Here is a 14,375-nt window from a genome sequence, read left to right on the forward strand (position 1 = left end):
TAGATCCACGCCATGCGTGGATCGGCCTAAAGCACCAACAATCGCCCCGGCGCATGGGCCAGGGGCCAATGACCCTGTTCGTACAGCGCAAGCACAGGCTCCCAGTGTGCCGGCAGGCTGAGATGCATCTCCAGCAGGCGTTGCCGGAAGGCGAACATCGCCCCATCGCGCGCCACCAGCTGCAGGTCATGTGCGCCACAGCGCAGTGCCGGCAGATCCAGGGCCGAAAGCGCGCGCATCAACGTGCGGTTGAGTTCGCGTCGGGCGTCGGCGAGTTCGGCGGGATGGGGCAGGGCGCCGTGAAACGGATCCGAATCGCCCAGTGTCGTGGGCATCCATTCGAAACCATCGGTATCGATGGTCCGCAGTGCTTCGGCCAGCGACCGAACGGCGACGACGCCGGCCGTTATGGGCAGTGTTTCACCCAACCGGGAAAAAAAGCCGATTCCAGACATCCGCTGCAGCATGCTATCCATACGGGCATTGTAGATCCACGCCATGCGAGGATGCCGCTGTCCCGGTCCTGCGGCTACAGCAATTCCAGCACCAACCCCAGCACCGGCAGCGCGATCGCCAGCGGCGCAATCCATGTTGGACGATACGGATACAACCCGAGCGACAGCGTCACGCCGGCCAGGGTCATTGCCCCCAGCCACAGCACCGGGCCCATCGCCCAGCCTTGGTCGGCCACGCACAGTGCGAATGCCGCCGCCAGCAGCGCCCAGCCCAGCACCCGCCACTGCATCCGCCGTGCGGGTGCGGCCGCGGCCTTGCCATGCAGGTCGTGCTGGTGCTTTTCCATCGACAGCGACAGCGCGGTGAACGCAGAGAACGACAGCGCCAGTGCCAGCAGCATCATGCGCTGGCCTCCGCTTCGGCCGCTTCTGCAGTGTTCACCGTTGCCTTCGGCGCAGCCGCAGCGGCCGCACGCTTCTTCTTCTCGGCCGCACTCAGCGGTGGCGTCCAGCGCTGCATGCGCCAGCCGCACAGCGCCAGCATTGCGCCGAATGCGATCATCGAAAGATCGACGCCGGCCAGTACCCAGTCGCCGTTGCGCAGCGTGACCCCGAGGTGGGCATGGGTGGTCACTGCATTGACCACCGGCACCAGTGCGAACGCGGCCGCACCCAGGTACAACTGCCACGCCCACATCATCCGCTTCGGCCAGATGAAGGCGGCCAGCAGCGCGGCGCCCCAGGCGCAGAAGAACACGTTGGCCTCGGCACTGGAGCGCTCGGCGATCTGCAGCGGCAGCAGGCGGTTGCCCCAGAAGTACGCCGCGAAGGCGATCGGCAGGCCGGCCACGGTGCCGATGTTCAGCGCATCGACCAGGCGCAGGCCGAATCCGGTACGCCCGTTCTTGGCATGCTTGGGACGCTCCTTCACCGCCCACAGCACCACGCCGCTGGCGACCATCAGGCAGCCGACCAGGCCGGACAGGAAGAACAGTGCGCGCAGGCCCCAGTCGGCGAAGCGCGCCAGGTGCAGGCCATACAGCACGCCACGGGTGGCGGTGGCACCGCCGGACGGTGGCGTCTCTTCCAGCAGCGCACCGCTGACCATGTCGTAGCGCAGCGCCGGGGTGTCGGTGGACAAACGCCTGCCGTCACGTTGGCGGATGTCGATCACCGCATTGGCAGCGCCCGGGTTGGACACGGTGAAGCCGGCCACTTCCACGCCGTGCCAGTGCGCACGCGCGCTGTCCAGCAACTGTGCGATCGGCAGCGGCGTGGCGCGGCCCTGCGCCGGCGCGGTCACCTCTGGCATGCCGCCGAAGGCTTCGCTGAAGAACTTGTCCTCGTCCTGCGGGTAGGCGACTTTCACCCCCCACGGCAGGTACATGATCATCAGAGTGACGATGCCGGTGTAGGTGATCATCGCGTGGTACGGCAGGGCCATCACCGCGCTGACGTTATGGAAATCCAGCCAGGACCGCAGGCCCTTGTCCTTGCGGAAGGTGAAGAAGTCCTTGAAGATTTTCTTGTGGGTGATGACGCCGGTGATGATCGCCACCAGCATGAACATCGCGCAGAACCCGACCAGGTAGCGCGCCCAGTACACCGGGATGTAGTGCAGGTCGAAGTGCAGGCGGTAGAAGAAGTCGCCGCCACGGGTCTCGCGCGCCTTCAGTGCCTGGCCGGTGTTCGGGTCGAGCGTGGCGTCGCCGAAGCCACCACGACGGCCACGACTGGGGTCGGCCAGTTCCGGTGGCAGCCGCCAGAACAGCTGCATGGCCGGGTTGCGCGGCTGCGGCAGGGTGACCAACCAGTTCTCGGCGTGACTCGCATTGGCCTGCAGGTAGGCCACCGCGCGCTGCGCGGCCACGTCGATGCTGACGTTGCTGGACGGCAGCTCCGGGCGCATCCAGCGACTGATTTCCTCGCGATAGTAGCTGGCCGTGCCGGCCATGAAGATCAGCAGCAGCAACCAGCCGACCAGCAGGCCCGTCCAGGTATGCAGCCAGGCCATCGACTGGCGGAATCCGTTCTTCATGCCCAGGCGCCCAACAGGCGTGCGACCGCCGCCATCAGCAGAGTGGGGGCGAGGATGCCGACCCAGGCCCGCAGTGCGCTGCGGGTGGCAAAGGCCCACAGCGCCGCGCAGGCAGCCACCACAATGGCCAGCAGCATGCCGGTCAGCACGGTCTGGCCGCGCGCGCCGGGCAACGCCACCGCGCAGAACACGCTGGTCATCGAGGCCAGCGCATAGCCGCCGAAAATCGCGGCCAAAGCGCGTGACAGCACGCCCCAGCGCGGGTTGGAGAACAAGGTGCGGGGGCTGGCGGGTGTGGGCGAGCGGTCCACGGCGTTCCTGAAGGTAGGAGAAGGGATGGAACGCGTCCGCGGCCCCCTTGCGCCCTGCGCATGTCGCCCAGCGTGTCCCATCGACGAAGCACTGCCCGCGCAGACGGGCAGCCCAGAAGTCGGGGCAGTACACGGGCGATGGGCACGTTTTTCGTGCCCGTTTGGCTAAGCGTACAACCGATCAGTAAATGATATGTATTCGCATTTCACGAATCAAGCGTGCTGATCGTGGGCGTTGGCCGGGGCTAGAACCTGAACACCACAGTTGCCGCATGCAGCAGCAGGCCGATCAACCCGCCCACCAGGGTGCCGTTGAAGCGGATGAACTGCAGGTCGCGACCCACACTCAGTTCCAGTTGCTCGACCAGGTGCCGCTCGTCCCAGCCCTTCACGGTCTGCGCGATATGCGTGGTCACGCCCTCGCGCAGGCGGCCGGTCAGGCGCTGCGCACCTTCCAGCAGGTGCTGGTTGAGGGCCTCGCGCAGGGCCGGGTCGGCCTGCAGGCTGCTGCCCAGCGACGCCAGGCTGCGCCGCAGGTGTCCGACCAGCGCAGAGTCTTCGCGTTGCAGGTCGGCGCGCAGGCTGGCATGGATACGCGCCCACAGCCCCTGCACGTAGTCCTGCAGGGCGGGGTGGTCGATCATGTCCTGCTTGAGCTGTTCGATGCGCTCAGCCAGCGCCGGGTCTTCGCGCAGGCGCTGCACGTAGTTCTGCAGCCAGGTCTCGTAGTCCTGGCGCAGCGGATGCTGCGGCTCGGCCAGCACCTGTTGCAGTTCTTCCAGTACCGCCCGCGCCAGGCGTTCGGCCAGGCTGTCGCCGATCTCGTCGATTGGCTTGACCCAGTTCACCGTGCTCGACAGCGTCGGCCATTCGCGCTGGATGTAGCGCACGATCAGCTGCGAGGCGCGCTCCTTCACCTCCGGCTGCTCCAGCCAGCGTCCCAGGCGCTGCAGGCCCTCGTCCAGCACGCGCTGGTGGCGGCCATCGGCGGTCAGCAGGGCCAGCAGTTCACCTGCGGTGGCAGCAGCGTTCCACTGCCGCAGCTGCTGCACCACGAAGGCATGCAGTTGCCGCCGCACCGCGGTTTCGTCGAAGAAATCCAGTGCCTGCAGCGCCCAGCCGCGGGCCATGTCGGCCAGCATCCGCGAGCGTGCCGGGTCGGCCAGCCAGCTACCGAGACGACTGGCCGGATCGAACACCTGCAGCTTGGCCAGCAGCACACCCGGTTCCAGGAACTGGTCGCGCACGAACAGCGCCAGGCTGTCGCCGATGCGTTCCTTGCTGCGCGGGATGATCGCGGTGTGCGGAATCGGCAGGCCCATTGGCCGCCGGAACAGCGCAACGACTGCGAACCAGTCGGCCAGCGCGCCGACCGCAGCAGCCTCGCAGAAGGCCGAAACCCAGGCCCAGATGCCGCGTTCGCCGTGCCAATGGCTGACCGCGAATCCGGCCAGCATCAACAGCAGCAGGCCCAGTGCGAGGGCTTTCAGGCGCCGCAGCTGGGCGCGGCGCGGATCGTGGGCAGGCGTCATGCCGGAAGTCTAACCGGCACGGCATGAGCATCTGGTAGTGCCGGCCGCTGGCCGGCATCTTCAGTTCACCCGATACCTTCATGGGGTTGCCGGCCAGCGGCCGGCACTACCTGCTTGCGCAGCGCGGCCAGCTGCGCGCGCAGGGTGTCGTTCTCGCGGGTCAACGCGACCACGCGGCGGCGCAGGGCCGGGGCATCCTCGCCCAGCTGTTCCAGCGCCAACAGCACTTCGGCGTCGCGGCTGGCGATCTCGTCCTCGCTGGGCTCCTCGAAGTCCATCTCGGCCGCGTCCGGCTTCGGCGCGCGCGGCTTGCGCTTGGATTCGCGCACGCGCTTGGCCGCCTGCTTCAGCTCATCCTTGCCGCCGGCGGCGGCGGCGCGTTGCTCCTCTTCGGGCAGATCGGCCACGGCTGCGGCGGCGCTGATCGAGATCACGCCGGCCTTCACTGCCTCCACCACTTCGGGTGCAGCCTGGGCATGGATGCGCTCGATCATGCCGACCTGGCTGGTACTCAGCTTGGCTTCGCGGGCCAGTTCGGCGCGGCTGAGCTTCGGTGCCGGCTCCCACGGCGGGCTGTCCTCGCCCGCCTCATCGGCAATCTCGGCGGTACCGTCGCTCTCGCGCTGCAGCTGCGCCTGCTCGACCTGCTTGCGGGCGGCCAGGATGTCGCGCTTGCGCAGCGCCAGCACGCCGCGCTGGAAATCGGACACGCTGCGACGGCCCAGATGCTGCTCGATCATCCACAGGTGAACGTCTTCCATGCTCTGGAAGCGCGTGTTCTGCACGGTGTTGAAGGGCAGGCCATGCTTCTGGCAGATGCCGAAACGGTTGTGACCATCGACCAGCACATTACCCCACAGCACCAGCGCATCGCGGCAGCCTTCGGCCAGGATGCTGCGCTCCAGCGCGTCATGTTCGTCCGCGGTCAGCGGGTCGATGTAGGCCTTGAGTTCTTCTTTGACGACGATATCCATGGGCACGGCAACGAGCAGGAGCGGAACCGCCCATTGTACCCGCTCGCCACCGCCGGCCCGGGCTCAGGCGGTGACCCGGATCATCTCGCCCAGGGTGCCGGTGATCTGGTCGATCTGCGCCTTGTCCACGATCAGCGGCGGCGACAGCGCGATGATGTCACCGGTGCAGCGCACCAGCAGCCGGCCATCGTGGAAGCAGCGCCGGAACACCTCGTAGCCGCGGCTGCCAGGGGCATCGCGGCGCGGTGCCAGCTCGACCGCGCCGACCAGCCCGAAGTTGCGGATGTCGATCACGTTGGGCAGGCCCTGCAGCGCGTGCAGCCGTTCCTGCCAGTACTCGCCCAGTTCGATGGCGCGCTCGAACAGGCGCTCCTCGGCGTAGACGTCCAGTGTTGCCAGCGCTGCGGCGCAGGCCAGCGGGTGACCCGAGTAGGTATAGCCGTGGAATAGCTCGATGGCCTGCGGCGGGGCCTGCATCAGCGTGGCATGCACGGCGTCGCTGGCCAGCACGCCGCCCAGCGGCACCGCGCCGTTGCTGACCGCCTTGGCGAAGGTCAGAAGGTCCGGTGTGACCCCGAAGCGCTGCGCGGCGAAGGGCATGCCGACCCGGCCGAAACCGGTGATGACCTCATCGAACACCAGCAGGATGCCGTGGTGGTCGCACAATTCGCGCAGGCGCTGCAGGTATCCGGGCGCGGGCAGGATCACCCCGGCGGAGCCGGCGATGGGCTCGACGAAGACGGCGGCAATCGTCGAGGCGTCATGCAGCGCGATCAGCCGTTCCAGGTCGTCGGCCAGCTCCGCGCCCTGGCGCGGCAGGCCCCTGCTGAACGCGTTGCGCTGCAGGTCCAGGGTGTGGCGCAGATAGTCCACGCCCCCCAGCTGCAGGCCGAACGCCCTGCGGTTGTTGGGCAGACCGCCCAGTGCCATGCCACCGAAACCGACGCCGTGATACGCCTTCTCGCGGCTGATGAAGCGCGTGCGCTGGCCCTCGCCACGCTGGCGGTGGTAAGCCAGCACGATCTTCATCGCGGTATCCACCGCCTCCGAGCCGGAGCTGGTGAAGAACACATGGTTGAGCGGGGCCGGAGCCAGTGCGGCCAGCCGCTGTGCCAGCGCGAAGGCCGGCGGCGAGCCCATCTGGAAAGCGGGCGAGTAGTCGAGCGTGCGTGCCTGCCTGGCGATGGCCTCGACGATGCGCGGTCGCGCGTGGCCGGCGTTGCAGCACCACAGGCCGGCGGTGCCGTCGAGGATCTGTCGGCCATCGATGTCTTCGTAGTGCATGCCTTCGGCGCGGACCAGCATGCGTGGTGCCGCCTTGTACTGGCGGTTTGCGGTGAATGGCATCCAGTAAGCGTCCAGTGACTCGGGGCGCTGTGTGGTCAGGTCGTGCAGGTCGCTTCCGGGACGCTTCATGCCAGCTCCGTCGGGTCCGATGCGACGAATGTAGCGCAGCCACGTCACGGCGGAGTCGCGGTGACCCCGGTATAACCAAGGCTCGTAGAATGCTGGAGCTTCCCATGGCCGATTTTCCCGACCGCAGCCATTGGCAGGCACTGGCCCTCCAGCTGTCGATGCCAGGCCAGGCCTTCATCGATGGCCGCTATGTCGATGCAGCCAGCGGCGCCCGTTTCGACTGCGTCAGCCCGATCGACGGTCGCGTACTGGGGGCGGTCGCCGACTGCGACGCACAGGACGTGGAGCGCGCGGTACTGGCCGCGCGGCGCAGCTTCGAGGCCGGCCACTGGTCGCAGGCCAGCCCGGCCCAGCGAAAGCGCGTACTGTTGGCGCTGGCGGCATTGGTCGAAACGCATGCCGACGAGCTGGCCCTGCTGGAAACCCTGGACATGGGCAAGCCGGTGCGTGATGCGCGCCGCATCGACCTGCCAGGCGCGGTGCGCTGCCTGCGCTGGACCGCCGAGGCCGTGGACAAGCTGTACGGCGAGATCGCGCCGACCGGCCCGCACGAACTGGGACTGGTCACGCGCGAGGCCGCCGGGGTCGTGGCCGCGATCGTTCCGTGGAACTTTCCGCTGCTGATGGCCTGCTGGAAGATCGCGCCTGCATTGGCCATGGGCAACTCGGTGGTGCTCAAGCCGTCCGAGCGCTCGCCCTTGAGTGCGTTGCGGCTGGCGGCGCTGGCCGCCGAAGCGGGCCTGCCAGAGGGCGTGCTGAACGTGCTGCCGGGGCACGGTGCGCGCGTCGGTGAGCCGTTGGCCCTGCACATGGATGTGGACGTGCTCGCCTTCACCGGCTCCACGGCCACGGGCGCGAAGCTGCTGCAGTGTTCAGGGCGATCCAACCTCAAGCGGGTCTGGCTGGAATGTGGCGGCAAGAGCCCGCATGTGGTGTTTGCCGACGCCCCTGATCTGGACGCCGCCGCGAAGGCGGTGGCACAGGGTATCTTCTTCAACCAGGGCGAGGTCTGTACCGCAGGTTCGCGGCTCCTGGTACAGCGTTCGATCCGCGAGGATTTCGTGCATCAGGTGGTTGCCTATGGCCAGCACATGCACCCCCGCCATCCATTGGACCCCGATGCGCCGATGGGCGCGCTGGTGGATGCCGCGCACCTGGACAAGGTGATGGACGATATCGCGCGCGCCGAAGGCGAGGGTGCCCGGTTGCTGCTGGGTGGGCGGCGCGCCGAAGTGGAAGCCGGCGGCAGCTACGTCCAGCCCACCGTGTTCGACCAGGTGCGCCCGGAGCAGGCACTGGCGCGCGAGGAAGTGTTCGGGCCGGTGCTGGCTGTGCTTGGTTTCGAAGACGAGGCCGAAGCGGTGCGCGTGGCCAATGACAGCCGCTACGGCCTGGCCGCGGGCCTGTGGACACGGGACCTGGGGCGAGCCCACCGCGTCGCGCGCCAGCTGCGTGCTGGCAGCATCTGGGTGAACGGCTGGGATGGCGGCGACATGACCGCTCCGTTCGGGGGCTACAAGCAGTCCGGCAACGGGCGCGACAAATCGCTGCATGCGTTCGACAAGTACAGCGAGATCAAGGCCACCTGGATGCAGCTGTAACGACGCGATTGCTGGACGGCTGTTCGCTCTCTGTAGAGTCGAGCGATGCTCGACTGCCGTTCGTTCTTCTGTAGAGCCGAGCCATGCTCGGCTGCATCTCGCGAAGAACCGTCGAGCATGTCTCGACGTTACAGGAGGCGCCTGCCCCCTCGTCGGCATCGGTGTCGGCTGAAACCATCGTGCCGTACCGCCGCCAGCCCGTGGCAGAATCGGTCGATCTGCCATTTCCCGTGTTGCCGATGTCCTCGATCACCGCTGCCGCGCCGCCCGTGAATTCCCCCCGTCGTGTTCTGCTGGCCAGCCTGATCGGTACCACGATCGAGTTCTTCGACTTCTACATCTACGCCACGGCCGCGGTGCTGGTGTTCCCGCACCTGTTCTTCCCGGACAGCAGCGAACAGGCAGCCCTGCTGCAGTCGCTGGCAACCTTCGCGGTGGCCTTCATCGCACGCCCGGTTGGCTCGGCAGTGTTCGGCCATTTTGGCGATCGCATCGGCCGCAAGGCCACCCTGGTGGCTGCGCTGCTGACCATGGGGCTGTCCACGGTGCTGATCGGCCTGCTGCCGACGCACGCGCAGATCGGTCTGTGGGCGCCGGCGCTTCTGGCGCTGTGCCGTTTCGGCCAGGGCCTGGGTCTGGGCGGCGAGTGGGGCGGGGCAGTGCTGCTGGCCACCGAGAACGCACCGCCGGGCAAGCGTGCCTGGTACGGCATGTTCCCGCAGCTGGGTGCACCGCTCGGCTTCCTGCTGTCGGCCGGCATCTTCCTGGTGCTCGGCCGTTGCCTGAGCCAGGCCGACTTCCTGCAGTGGGGCTGGCGCATTCCGTTCGTGGCCAGCGCGCTGCTGGTCGGCCTCGGCCTGTGGGTGCGGCTGAACATCCACGAGACCCCCGACTTCAAGCAGGCGCTGGAGCGCAAGGCGCCGGTGCGGCTGCCGATGTGGACGGTACTGCGTGACCACCCGGTGCCGATGCTGCTGGGTACCCTGGGCGCGTTCGCCACCTTCGTGCTGTTCTACCTGATGACCGTGTTCAGCCTCGGCCATGGCACGGCGGTGCTGGGTTACAGCCGCGAGCAGTTCCTGCTGATGCAGATGGCCGGCATGCTGTTCTTCGCGCTGGGCATCCCGCTGTCGGCGCGCTATGGCGACCGCTGGGGGACGCGCCGCACGATGATCGTGGCCAGCGTGCTGATCATCGGTTTCGGCGTGCTGTTCGCGCCGCTGTTCCAGCCGCACAGCCCGTGGATGGTCACCGCCTTCCTGTGCCTGGGCCTGTTCCTGATGGGCCTGACCTATGGTCCCTGCGGTACCTTCCTGGCCGAGATCTACCCGGTGGAGGTGCGCTACACCGGCGCATCGCTGTCATTCAACCTGGCCGGCATTCTGGGTGCGGCACCGGCGCCGTACCTGGCCACCTGGCTGGCCGAACGCTTCGGTCTGGTCGCGGTCGGCTACTACCTGTGCCTGACTGCGGCAGCGACGCTGTGCGCGCTGGTGGCACTGCACCGGCGCGCGCTGCGGTTCAACCAAAGAAGCGCTTGAGCGTGCGTCCCAGCCAGCCACCGCCCTGGTGCTCGCGGCTGAACTGGTTCAGGTGTGCCTTGACCTGTTCGGCATAGGCCTGATCATCGCCGCGGATGTGGTTGAACAACCAGCGCGAGAGCATCGTGCGCAGTTCATCGCTGATGTCCTCGCCGGCCTGGAAGCGCAGCCGGTACTCGGCCACACGCTTGATGAAGATCTCATGCACGCGCTTGTGCGCGGCACAGAACGGGTAGCCCGCTTCCTCCATCAGCTCTTCCTCGAACGCGAAGTGCGACATGGTGTAGTCGACCACCTCGTCGATCACTTCACCCACTGCCGCGCGCTGCAGGCTGGACTGGGCCACGTGCAGGTGGTTGAGCATCTCGATGATGCGGCGGTGTTGTTGGTCGATCACATCGATGCCGATGTTCAGATCGTCCTGCCAGACCAGTAGTGCCATCCCCGGCTCCCCTTCATGCGTATGTCGGGGCCGACTGTAGAGCTGCCGTGCGGGAACGGCGTTGATCTGGATCAAAGCGAACCGGTCAGGTCAGCGCAGGCTCGCGTGGACGCAGCGGGCTGGCCACCGTGGTGCAGCTGACCCGATTGCGGCCACCGGCCTTGGCCAGGTACAGCTGGCGGTCGGCCTCGGAGATCAGCCGGTGCAGCGCATCGCGCTGCGGGCGCAGGCAGCACAGGCCGATGCTGACCGTCATGCGCAGGGTAGCGGTGCCGATGTCCACCTCCAGTGCGGCGATGCGCTGGCGCAGCTCCTCGAAGTACAGCAGCGCCTCGTCCTGTTCCATGTCTGGCACCAGCAGGCAGAACTCCTCGCCGCCGAAGCGCGCGATCAGGTCGTGGCTGCGTGCATGCGCGGTCACCGCGCCGGCCACCGCGCGCAGCGCGTCGTCGCCCGCTTCGTGGCCATGGGTGTCGTTGATGTGCTTGAAGTGGTCGATGTCGATCATCGCCACCGCCACGCATTGGCCGTGCAGCTGCAGCTGCGGCAGCTGACGCTGGCTCTGCTCCAGGAAGAAGCGTCGGTTGGGCAGGCCGGTGAGGAAATCGCGGGTGGCCAGGTCCTGCAGGGTGCCGATCAGCTCCAGCTGGTCCACGTTCTGCGAGACGCGGCAGAAGAACTCCTCGCGCGAGAACGGCTTGCGCAGGAAATCGTTGGCGCCGTTCTTCAGGAAGCGCGGGATCAATGAGGCGTCGGTATTGCCGGAGATGCCGATCACCGCCACCTTGTCGCGCGAGCGCAGGGTGCGCAGGCGACGGGTGAATTCCACCCCCTGCATGCCGGGCATTTCCTGGTCGACCACCGCCAGGCGGATCGCCGGATGCGCCTCGATTGCAGCCAGGCCCTCGTTGCCGTCGGCGGCTTCGTGCACCTCATGCCCATACATGCGCAGCAGGGCGGCGGCATAGCCACGGGCGGACGGCGAATCGTCCACCACCAGCGCGGCGATGCGTCGGTTGCGTTCCAGCCGCTGCACCAGCCACACCAGGTAGTCGATGCTGCCCGGGGTGTTCTTCAGCACGTAGTCGATGATCTGCTGCTGTAGTACGCGCTTGCGCAGGTCCTCGTCGTAAACGCCGCTGACCACCACCGTCGGCAGGTCGCGCTTGAGGAAGAACTCGACCACCGCATCGCGGTCGCCGTCGGCCAGCACCAGTCCGGTCAGCACCAGGAACCAGCCCCCGCCTTCGCTGAGCAGCCGGTCGGCCTCGGCCAGGGTGGAGGCGATCACCACCGGCAGTTCCAGGCGCTGCTCGATGGCTTCGCGCAGCATGCCGGTGAACGCACGGGAGTTTTCGACCAGCAGGATCCGCTGCGGCAGCAGATCGGCCAGGTCGCCATCGACGGCGGCCTGCGGCAGCACGGGCATGATGCGGTGGCTCACGAGGGAGGGGCTCGGCACGGATAGCGGCGGTTTCGGGTGTAACTTTAGCGGAGCAGCGTGCCCTGCGCGTCGTTCCCGGTCAGGCAGGCGATGCGAATGCCGCCGCTGTACCCGCAATCGATTCGTGCAGGACGAGCCGGAGCCGGTTGCTACGGCAATGCACCGTGCCGCCGTAGGCCATTATCCGGCCGGCCAGACGCTCGGTGGCTTGCTGAACGGTCCGGTTCGACAGCGTGCAACCACGGTCAAGCAGGCCCACAACCACCACGATGCCGCGGCGTTCGCCAGCCTGGCCGCTCCGGGCGCGCACGCTGACCTGTCCCGATTCCAGCTCCAGCAGCAGCGACACCGCCTCGATCAGCGAGCGATAGATGGCGAGTTGCAGGTCCACCGTCAGCAAGCAGGGGTTGCCCTCCAGCCGGGGCGGAATCACGCGATGGGAGTTGTTCCAGGTCTCGCATGCGCCGCCAACCCGAAGCGCGATATACAGCCCAACCTGCTCCAGCCCCGTGGGGTAGACCAGACTGGCCTGTTCACGGAACAGCCGCGAGTGCACGGATGAGGCGTGCTGCAGGCTGTTGGCCACGGCATGATGCCCCTGCGCCTTCAGCCAGCTGACCATCTCGCCGAGCGAGCTGTCCATGCCTTCGCCGAGTTGCTTGAGATGGGAGGCGCGCTCGCGAAGCTCACGCTCACGGGTCTGATGCGAACTGCGTGCCAAGCGCAATGTGGTTTCCTCAGCCAGTCCACGGGACCGTGCACGCTCATGGTGATAGCTGATGCTGGATCCCAGTGCGAGCAGTGCGACACTCATCACGGCCATGTTCTGCTGGGTGGCGAAGGTGCCCAGGTCGAACGAGGACGGTAGGCCGGTGCTGGGTGTGGCGAAATGGAGTGGAAGGTTCAACAGCGGAATCGCGATGGCAGCGCCACGCCACCCATGCATGAAGGTCAGGGCGATCGCTGGGAGGGAGGACAGCAGCACCAGGTGGGTGCGTGTGGTGTGGGCGCTGATGGCCGTCAGCTGCATGCACAGGCCCAGGACCAGCATCACCAGGATGGCCGTGACCGTAGGCGCAGCAAAGCGGCGCGTCCAATTGGGATCCGCGTGTCGTCGCGACCAGAGGAATGCCAACGGCACGAGGGTGATGATGGCGGCGAAGTGGCCAAAGATCGTGCGATCAACTGCGCTAAGCAGGTTGCTGGGCGGCGGGTTCGACCACAGAGCAAATGAAATGCCCATATTGAGAGCCGGGACGAACAATGCCGTGCAGAAGGTCAGCGACAGCAGCCAGAGGCCGGTGGCGGACTCTGATGGCATTCTCATGCGATGCAAGTAGACCACCAGCATCGCCAGCGGCATCAGCAGAGTCGAGGCCAGGATGACCCAGACCAGGCCGTAGCTATCGATCATGGGGATGCGCAGGGTTGCGAAGTACGCGTACTCCCCAAGCAGCAGGTAGGGCCACAGGCGGGTCGGGACGATCAGTAGTGCCGCTGCCCGGATGCCCGCAGGCAGGAAGAACTGATCCAGCGAGAACTGACGGGAGGCAAGGCAGCTCAGGGCGTAGACGGCCGCGAGTGCGATTCCGACGGGTCGGATCCGGAAGCTCAGTTCAATCGATTCTTTGAATCGCTCCAAGCCCGCGTCTCCCGTCTCCCGGCCAATGATGACTGGCCACTTCCGAAGACATTATCGACAGTTGGAGAAGGGCGCAATCGAGGTGCGTGGCCTCCCTTTGCGCTGCAATTGGCGGCTTCCTGTGCTTCGTGGCCCTACACGCCCGGCAGTGCGGCGGCATAGCCACCAACGGACGGTTAATCTTCCACAATCAGCGCGCCCACGGTTCGATCACGTTTTAGCCGTTGCACCAGGCACATTGGGCAGTTGATGCTGTCCGCTGTGTTCCCCATCACACAATCGACGATGTCCTGCAGTTACACGCGCTTGTCCAGGTCCTTGTCTCAGATGCCACTGACCTGCACCGTGGCGGGTTTCGATGCAGGTATTGGCGATTTCGGACGCAGCATCGGCGTGGCATGGGTTTGCATCGATCCAGTGGATTATGTCCCATGGGCACTACGGAGTCCGCCCGGTATATGCTGATGCGATTGGCGGTAGCATCCTTCTTGATCCGTATTGCATCCAACCTGGAGGTTAGTGTGAGAAGTTTCCGAATTCATGCATTTGCTGGTGCATTGATGTTGGTGCCGGTATCCGTTTTTGCTTTTGCCCCGGGTGACGACCATGGAATCAAGATGGCCGGCCAAGGACTCGGCCAGTCGATTCCGCAGGCACAAGACCTGAGCGTGGATCCCGGCTGGTTGGTCTATGGGTTCGAGCGCGATGGCATGGACTATTTCCAGGTAAACGATCTCGCAGGGCACGTGCACATCGTGATCGGCAATGCTGCGGGCACGTTCTGGGTGCTGCCGGCAGGTGACCCATCTGCGAGGGTGTCGTTGCCGGAGCAGCGCCTGCCTGTTCCCGCAAAAGCCACCAGAACGGTTGTCTATCGGTCTTCCGCATTCACGCTGGTCAGATATGCTGGCGGAGCTGATGTGTTGTGGGCGGTAGAGGCACCCTGATACTGCCTGTTGCCGGGATATCGGCGAGCTTG

Annotated in this window: 13 protein-coding genes; 3 read left to right on the forward strand and 10 right to left on the reverse strand. The window is 66.5% G+C overall.

Going from position 1 to position 14,375, the window contains the following annotated elements; genetic code table 11:
• Positions 1-26: 26 nt before the first annotated feature.
• The 7 genes from PEM_RS05130 to PEM_RS05160 form a co-directional block, all read right to left on the reverse strand.
• Positions 27-500 carry a hypothetical protein gene (locus PEM_RS05130; protein WP_095378317.1) on the reverse strand — a complete coding sequence of 158 codons (474 nt, stop codon included), beginning with the start codon at positions 498-500 and terminating at the stop codon, positions 27-29.
• Between the two features lie 29 nt (positions 501-529).
• Positions 530-859, reverse strand: a complete 330-nt coding sequence (locus PEM_RS05135; protein WP_111127067.1) for a DUF3325 domain-containing protein — start codon at positions 857-859, stop codon at positions 530-532.
• Complete coding sequence (locus tag PEM_RS05140) at positions 856-2,493, reverse strand: PepSY-associated TM helix domain-containing protein (RefSeq protein ID WP_111127069.1); 1,638 nt, start codon at positions 2,491-2,493, stop codon at positions 856-858. The genes PEM_RS05135 and PEM_RS05140 overlap by 4 nt, the downstream gene beginning before the upstream one ends.
• Positions 2,490-2,804 carry a DUF3649 domain-containing protein gene (locus PEM_RS05145; protein ID WP_111127071.1) on the reverse strand — a complete coding sequence of 105 codons (315 nt, stop codon included), beginning with the start codon at positions 2,802-2,804 and terminating at the stop codon, positions 2,490-2,492. Before PEM_RS05145 ends, PEM_RS05140 begins: the two co-directional genes overlap by 4 nt.
• Positions 2,805-3,049: 245 nt before the next feature.
• The gene (locus PEM_RS05150; RefSeq protein WP_065177404.1) at positions 3,050-4,336 is read right to left on the reverse strand and encodes a DUF445 family protein; all 1,287 of its coding nucleotides are present in this window, start codon (positions 4,334-4,336) and stop codon (positions 3,050-3,052) included.
• A gap of 65 nt (positions 4,337-4,401) precedes the next feature.
• On the reverse strand, positions 4,402-5,310 hold the full coding sequence (locus PEM_RS05155) for a hypothetical protein (RefSeq protein WP_005415912.1): 909 nt from the start codon (positions 5,308-5,310) through the stop codon (positions 4,402-4,404).
• 63 nt (positions 5,311-5,373) lie between these two features.
• Positions 5,374-6,726: an aspartate aminotransferase family protein gene (locus PEM_RS05160; RefSeq protein ID WP_111127073.1), complete on the reverse strand. Its 1,353-nt coding sequence runs from the start codon at positions 6,724-6,726 to the stop codon at positions 5,374-5,376.
• Between the two features lie 104 nt (positions 6,727-6,830).
• Between PEM_RS05160 and PEM_RS05165 the strand changes: the two genes are divergently transcribed.
• Together PEM_RS05165 and PEM_RS05170 are read left to right on the forward strand one after the other, a co-directional pair.
• Complete coding sequence (locus PEM_RS05165; protein ID WP_065177402.1) at positions 6,831-8,327, forward strand: aldehyde dehydrogenase; 1,497 nt, start codon at positions 6,831-6,833, stop codon at positions 8,325-8,327.
• Between the two features lie 239 nt (positions 8,328-8,566).
• The gene (locus tag PEM_RS05170) at positions 8,567-9,868 is read left to right on the forward strand and encodes an MFS transporter (protein ID WP_111127155.1); all 1,302 of its coding nucleotides are present in this window, start codon (positions 8,567-8,569) and stop codon (positions 9,866-9,868) included.
• Here PEM_RS05170 and PEM_RS05175 read toward each other — a convergent pair.
• From PEM_RS05175 to PEM_RS05185, 3 genes are all read right to left on the reverse strand, one after another.
• Positions 9,849-10,310, reverse strand: a complete 462-nt coding sequence (locus PEM_RS05175; RefSeq protein WP_111127075.1) for a bacteriohemerythrin — start codon at positions 10,308-10,310, stop codon at positions 9,849-9,851. The genes PEM_RS05170 and PEM_RS05175 overlap by 20 nt on opposite strands.
• A gap of 85 nt (positions 10,311-10,395) precedes the next feature.
• Entirely contained in the window at positions 10,396-11,739 is a 1,344-nt protein-coding gene (locus tag PEM_RS05180; RefSeq protein WP_111127077.1) for a diguanylate cyclase, read from the reverse strand.
• 94 nt (positions 11,740-11,833) lie between these two features.
• Positions 11,834-13,396, reverse strand: coding sequence for an MASE1 domain-containing protein (locus PEM_RS05185; RefSeq protein WP_005415918.1), 1,563 nt, complete (start codon positions 13,394-13,396; stop codon positions 11,834-11,836).
• A 458-nt stretch (positions 13,397-13,854) separates the two neighbouring features.
• Here PEM_RS05185 and PEM_RS05190 point away from each other — a divergent pair, with 458 nt between their 5' ends.
• Positions 13,855-14,343: a hypothetical protein gene (locus tag PEM_RS05190; protein WP_032954065.1), complete on the forward strand. Its 489-nt coding sequence runs from the start codon at positions 13,855-13,857 to the stop codon at positions 14,341-14,343.
• The last annotated feature ends 32 nt before the right edge of the window (positions 14,344-14,375 follow it).

The organism is Stenotrophomonas sp. Pemsol, from assembly GCF_003586545.1.
Lineage (GTDB): Bacteria > Pseudomonadota > Gammaproteobacteria > Xanthomonadales > Xanthomonadaceae > Stenotrophomonas > Stenotrophomonas sepilia.

What these genes read in the sequence shown, in the direction of transcription:
- PEM_RS05140 (WP_111127069.1), bottom strand. Translation starts at nt 2,493, where the DNA reads ATGAAGAACGGATTCCGCCAGTCGATGGCCTGGCTGCATACCTGGACG.
- PEM_RS05160 (WP_111127073.1), bottom strand. Translation starts at nt 6,726, where the DNA reads ATGAAGCGTCCCGGAAGCGACCTGCACGACCTGACCACACAGCGCCCC.
- PEM_RS05165 (WP_065177402.1), top strand. Translation starts at nt 6,831, where the DNA reads ATGGCCGATTTTCCCGACCGCAGCCATTGGCAGGCACTGGCCCTCCAG.
- PEM_RS05135 (WP_111127067.1), bottom strand. Translation starts at nt 859, where the DNA reads ATGATGCTGCTGGCACTGGCGCTGTCGTTCTCTGCGTTCACCGCGCTG.
- PEM_RS05180 (WP_111127077.1), bottom strand. Translation starts at nt 11,739, where the DNA reads ATGCCCGTGCTGCCGCAGGCCGCCGTCGATGGCGACCTGGCCGATCTG.
- PEM_RS05190 (WP_032954065.1), top strand. Translation starts at nt 13,855, where the DNA reads ATGCTGATGCGATTGGCGGTAGCATCCTTCTTGATCCGTATTGCATCC.
- PEM_RS05155 (WP_005415912.1), bottom strand. Translation starts at nt 5,310, where the DNA reads ATGGATATCGTCGTCAAAGAAGAACTCAAGGCCTACATCGACCCGCTG.
- PEM_RS05130 (WP_095378317.1), bottom strand. Translation starts at nt 500, where the DNA reads ATGGCGTGGATCTACAATGCCCGTATGGATAGCATGCTGCAGCGGATG.
- PEM_RS05150 (WP_065177404.1), bottom strand. Translation starts at nt 4,336, where the DNA reads ATGACGCCTGCCCACGATCCGCGCCGCGCCCAGCTGCGGCGCCTGAAA.
- PEM_RS05175 (WP_111127075.1), bottom strand. Translation starts at nt 10,310, where the DNA reads ATGGCACTACTGGTCTGGCAGGACGATCTGAACATCGGCATCGATGTG.
- PEM_RS05170 (WP_111127155.1), top strand. Translation starts at nt 8,567, where the DNA reads ATGTCCTCGATCACCGCTGCCGCGCCGCCCGTGAATTCCCCCCGTCGT.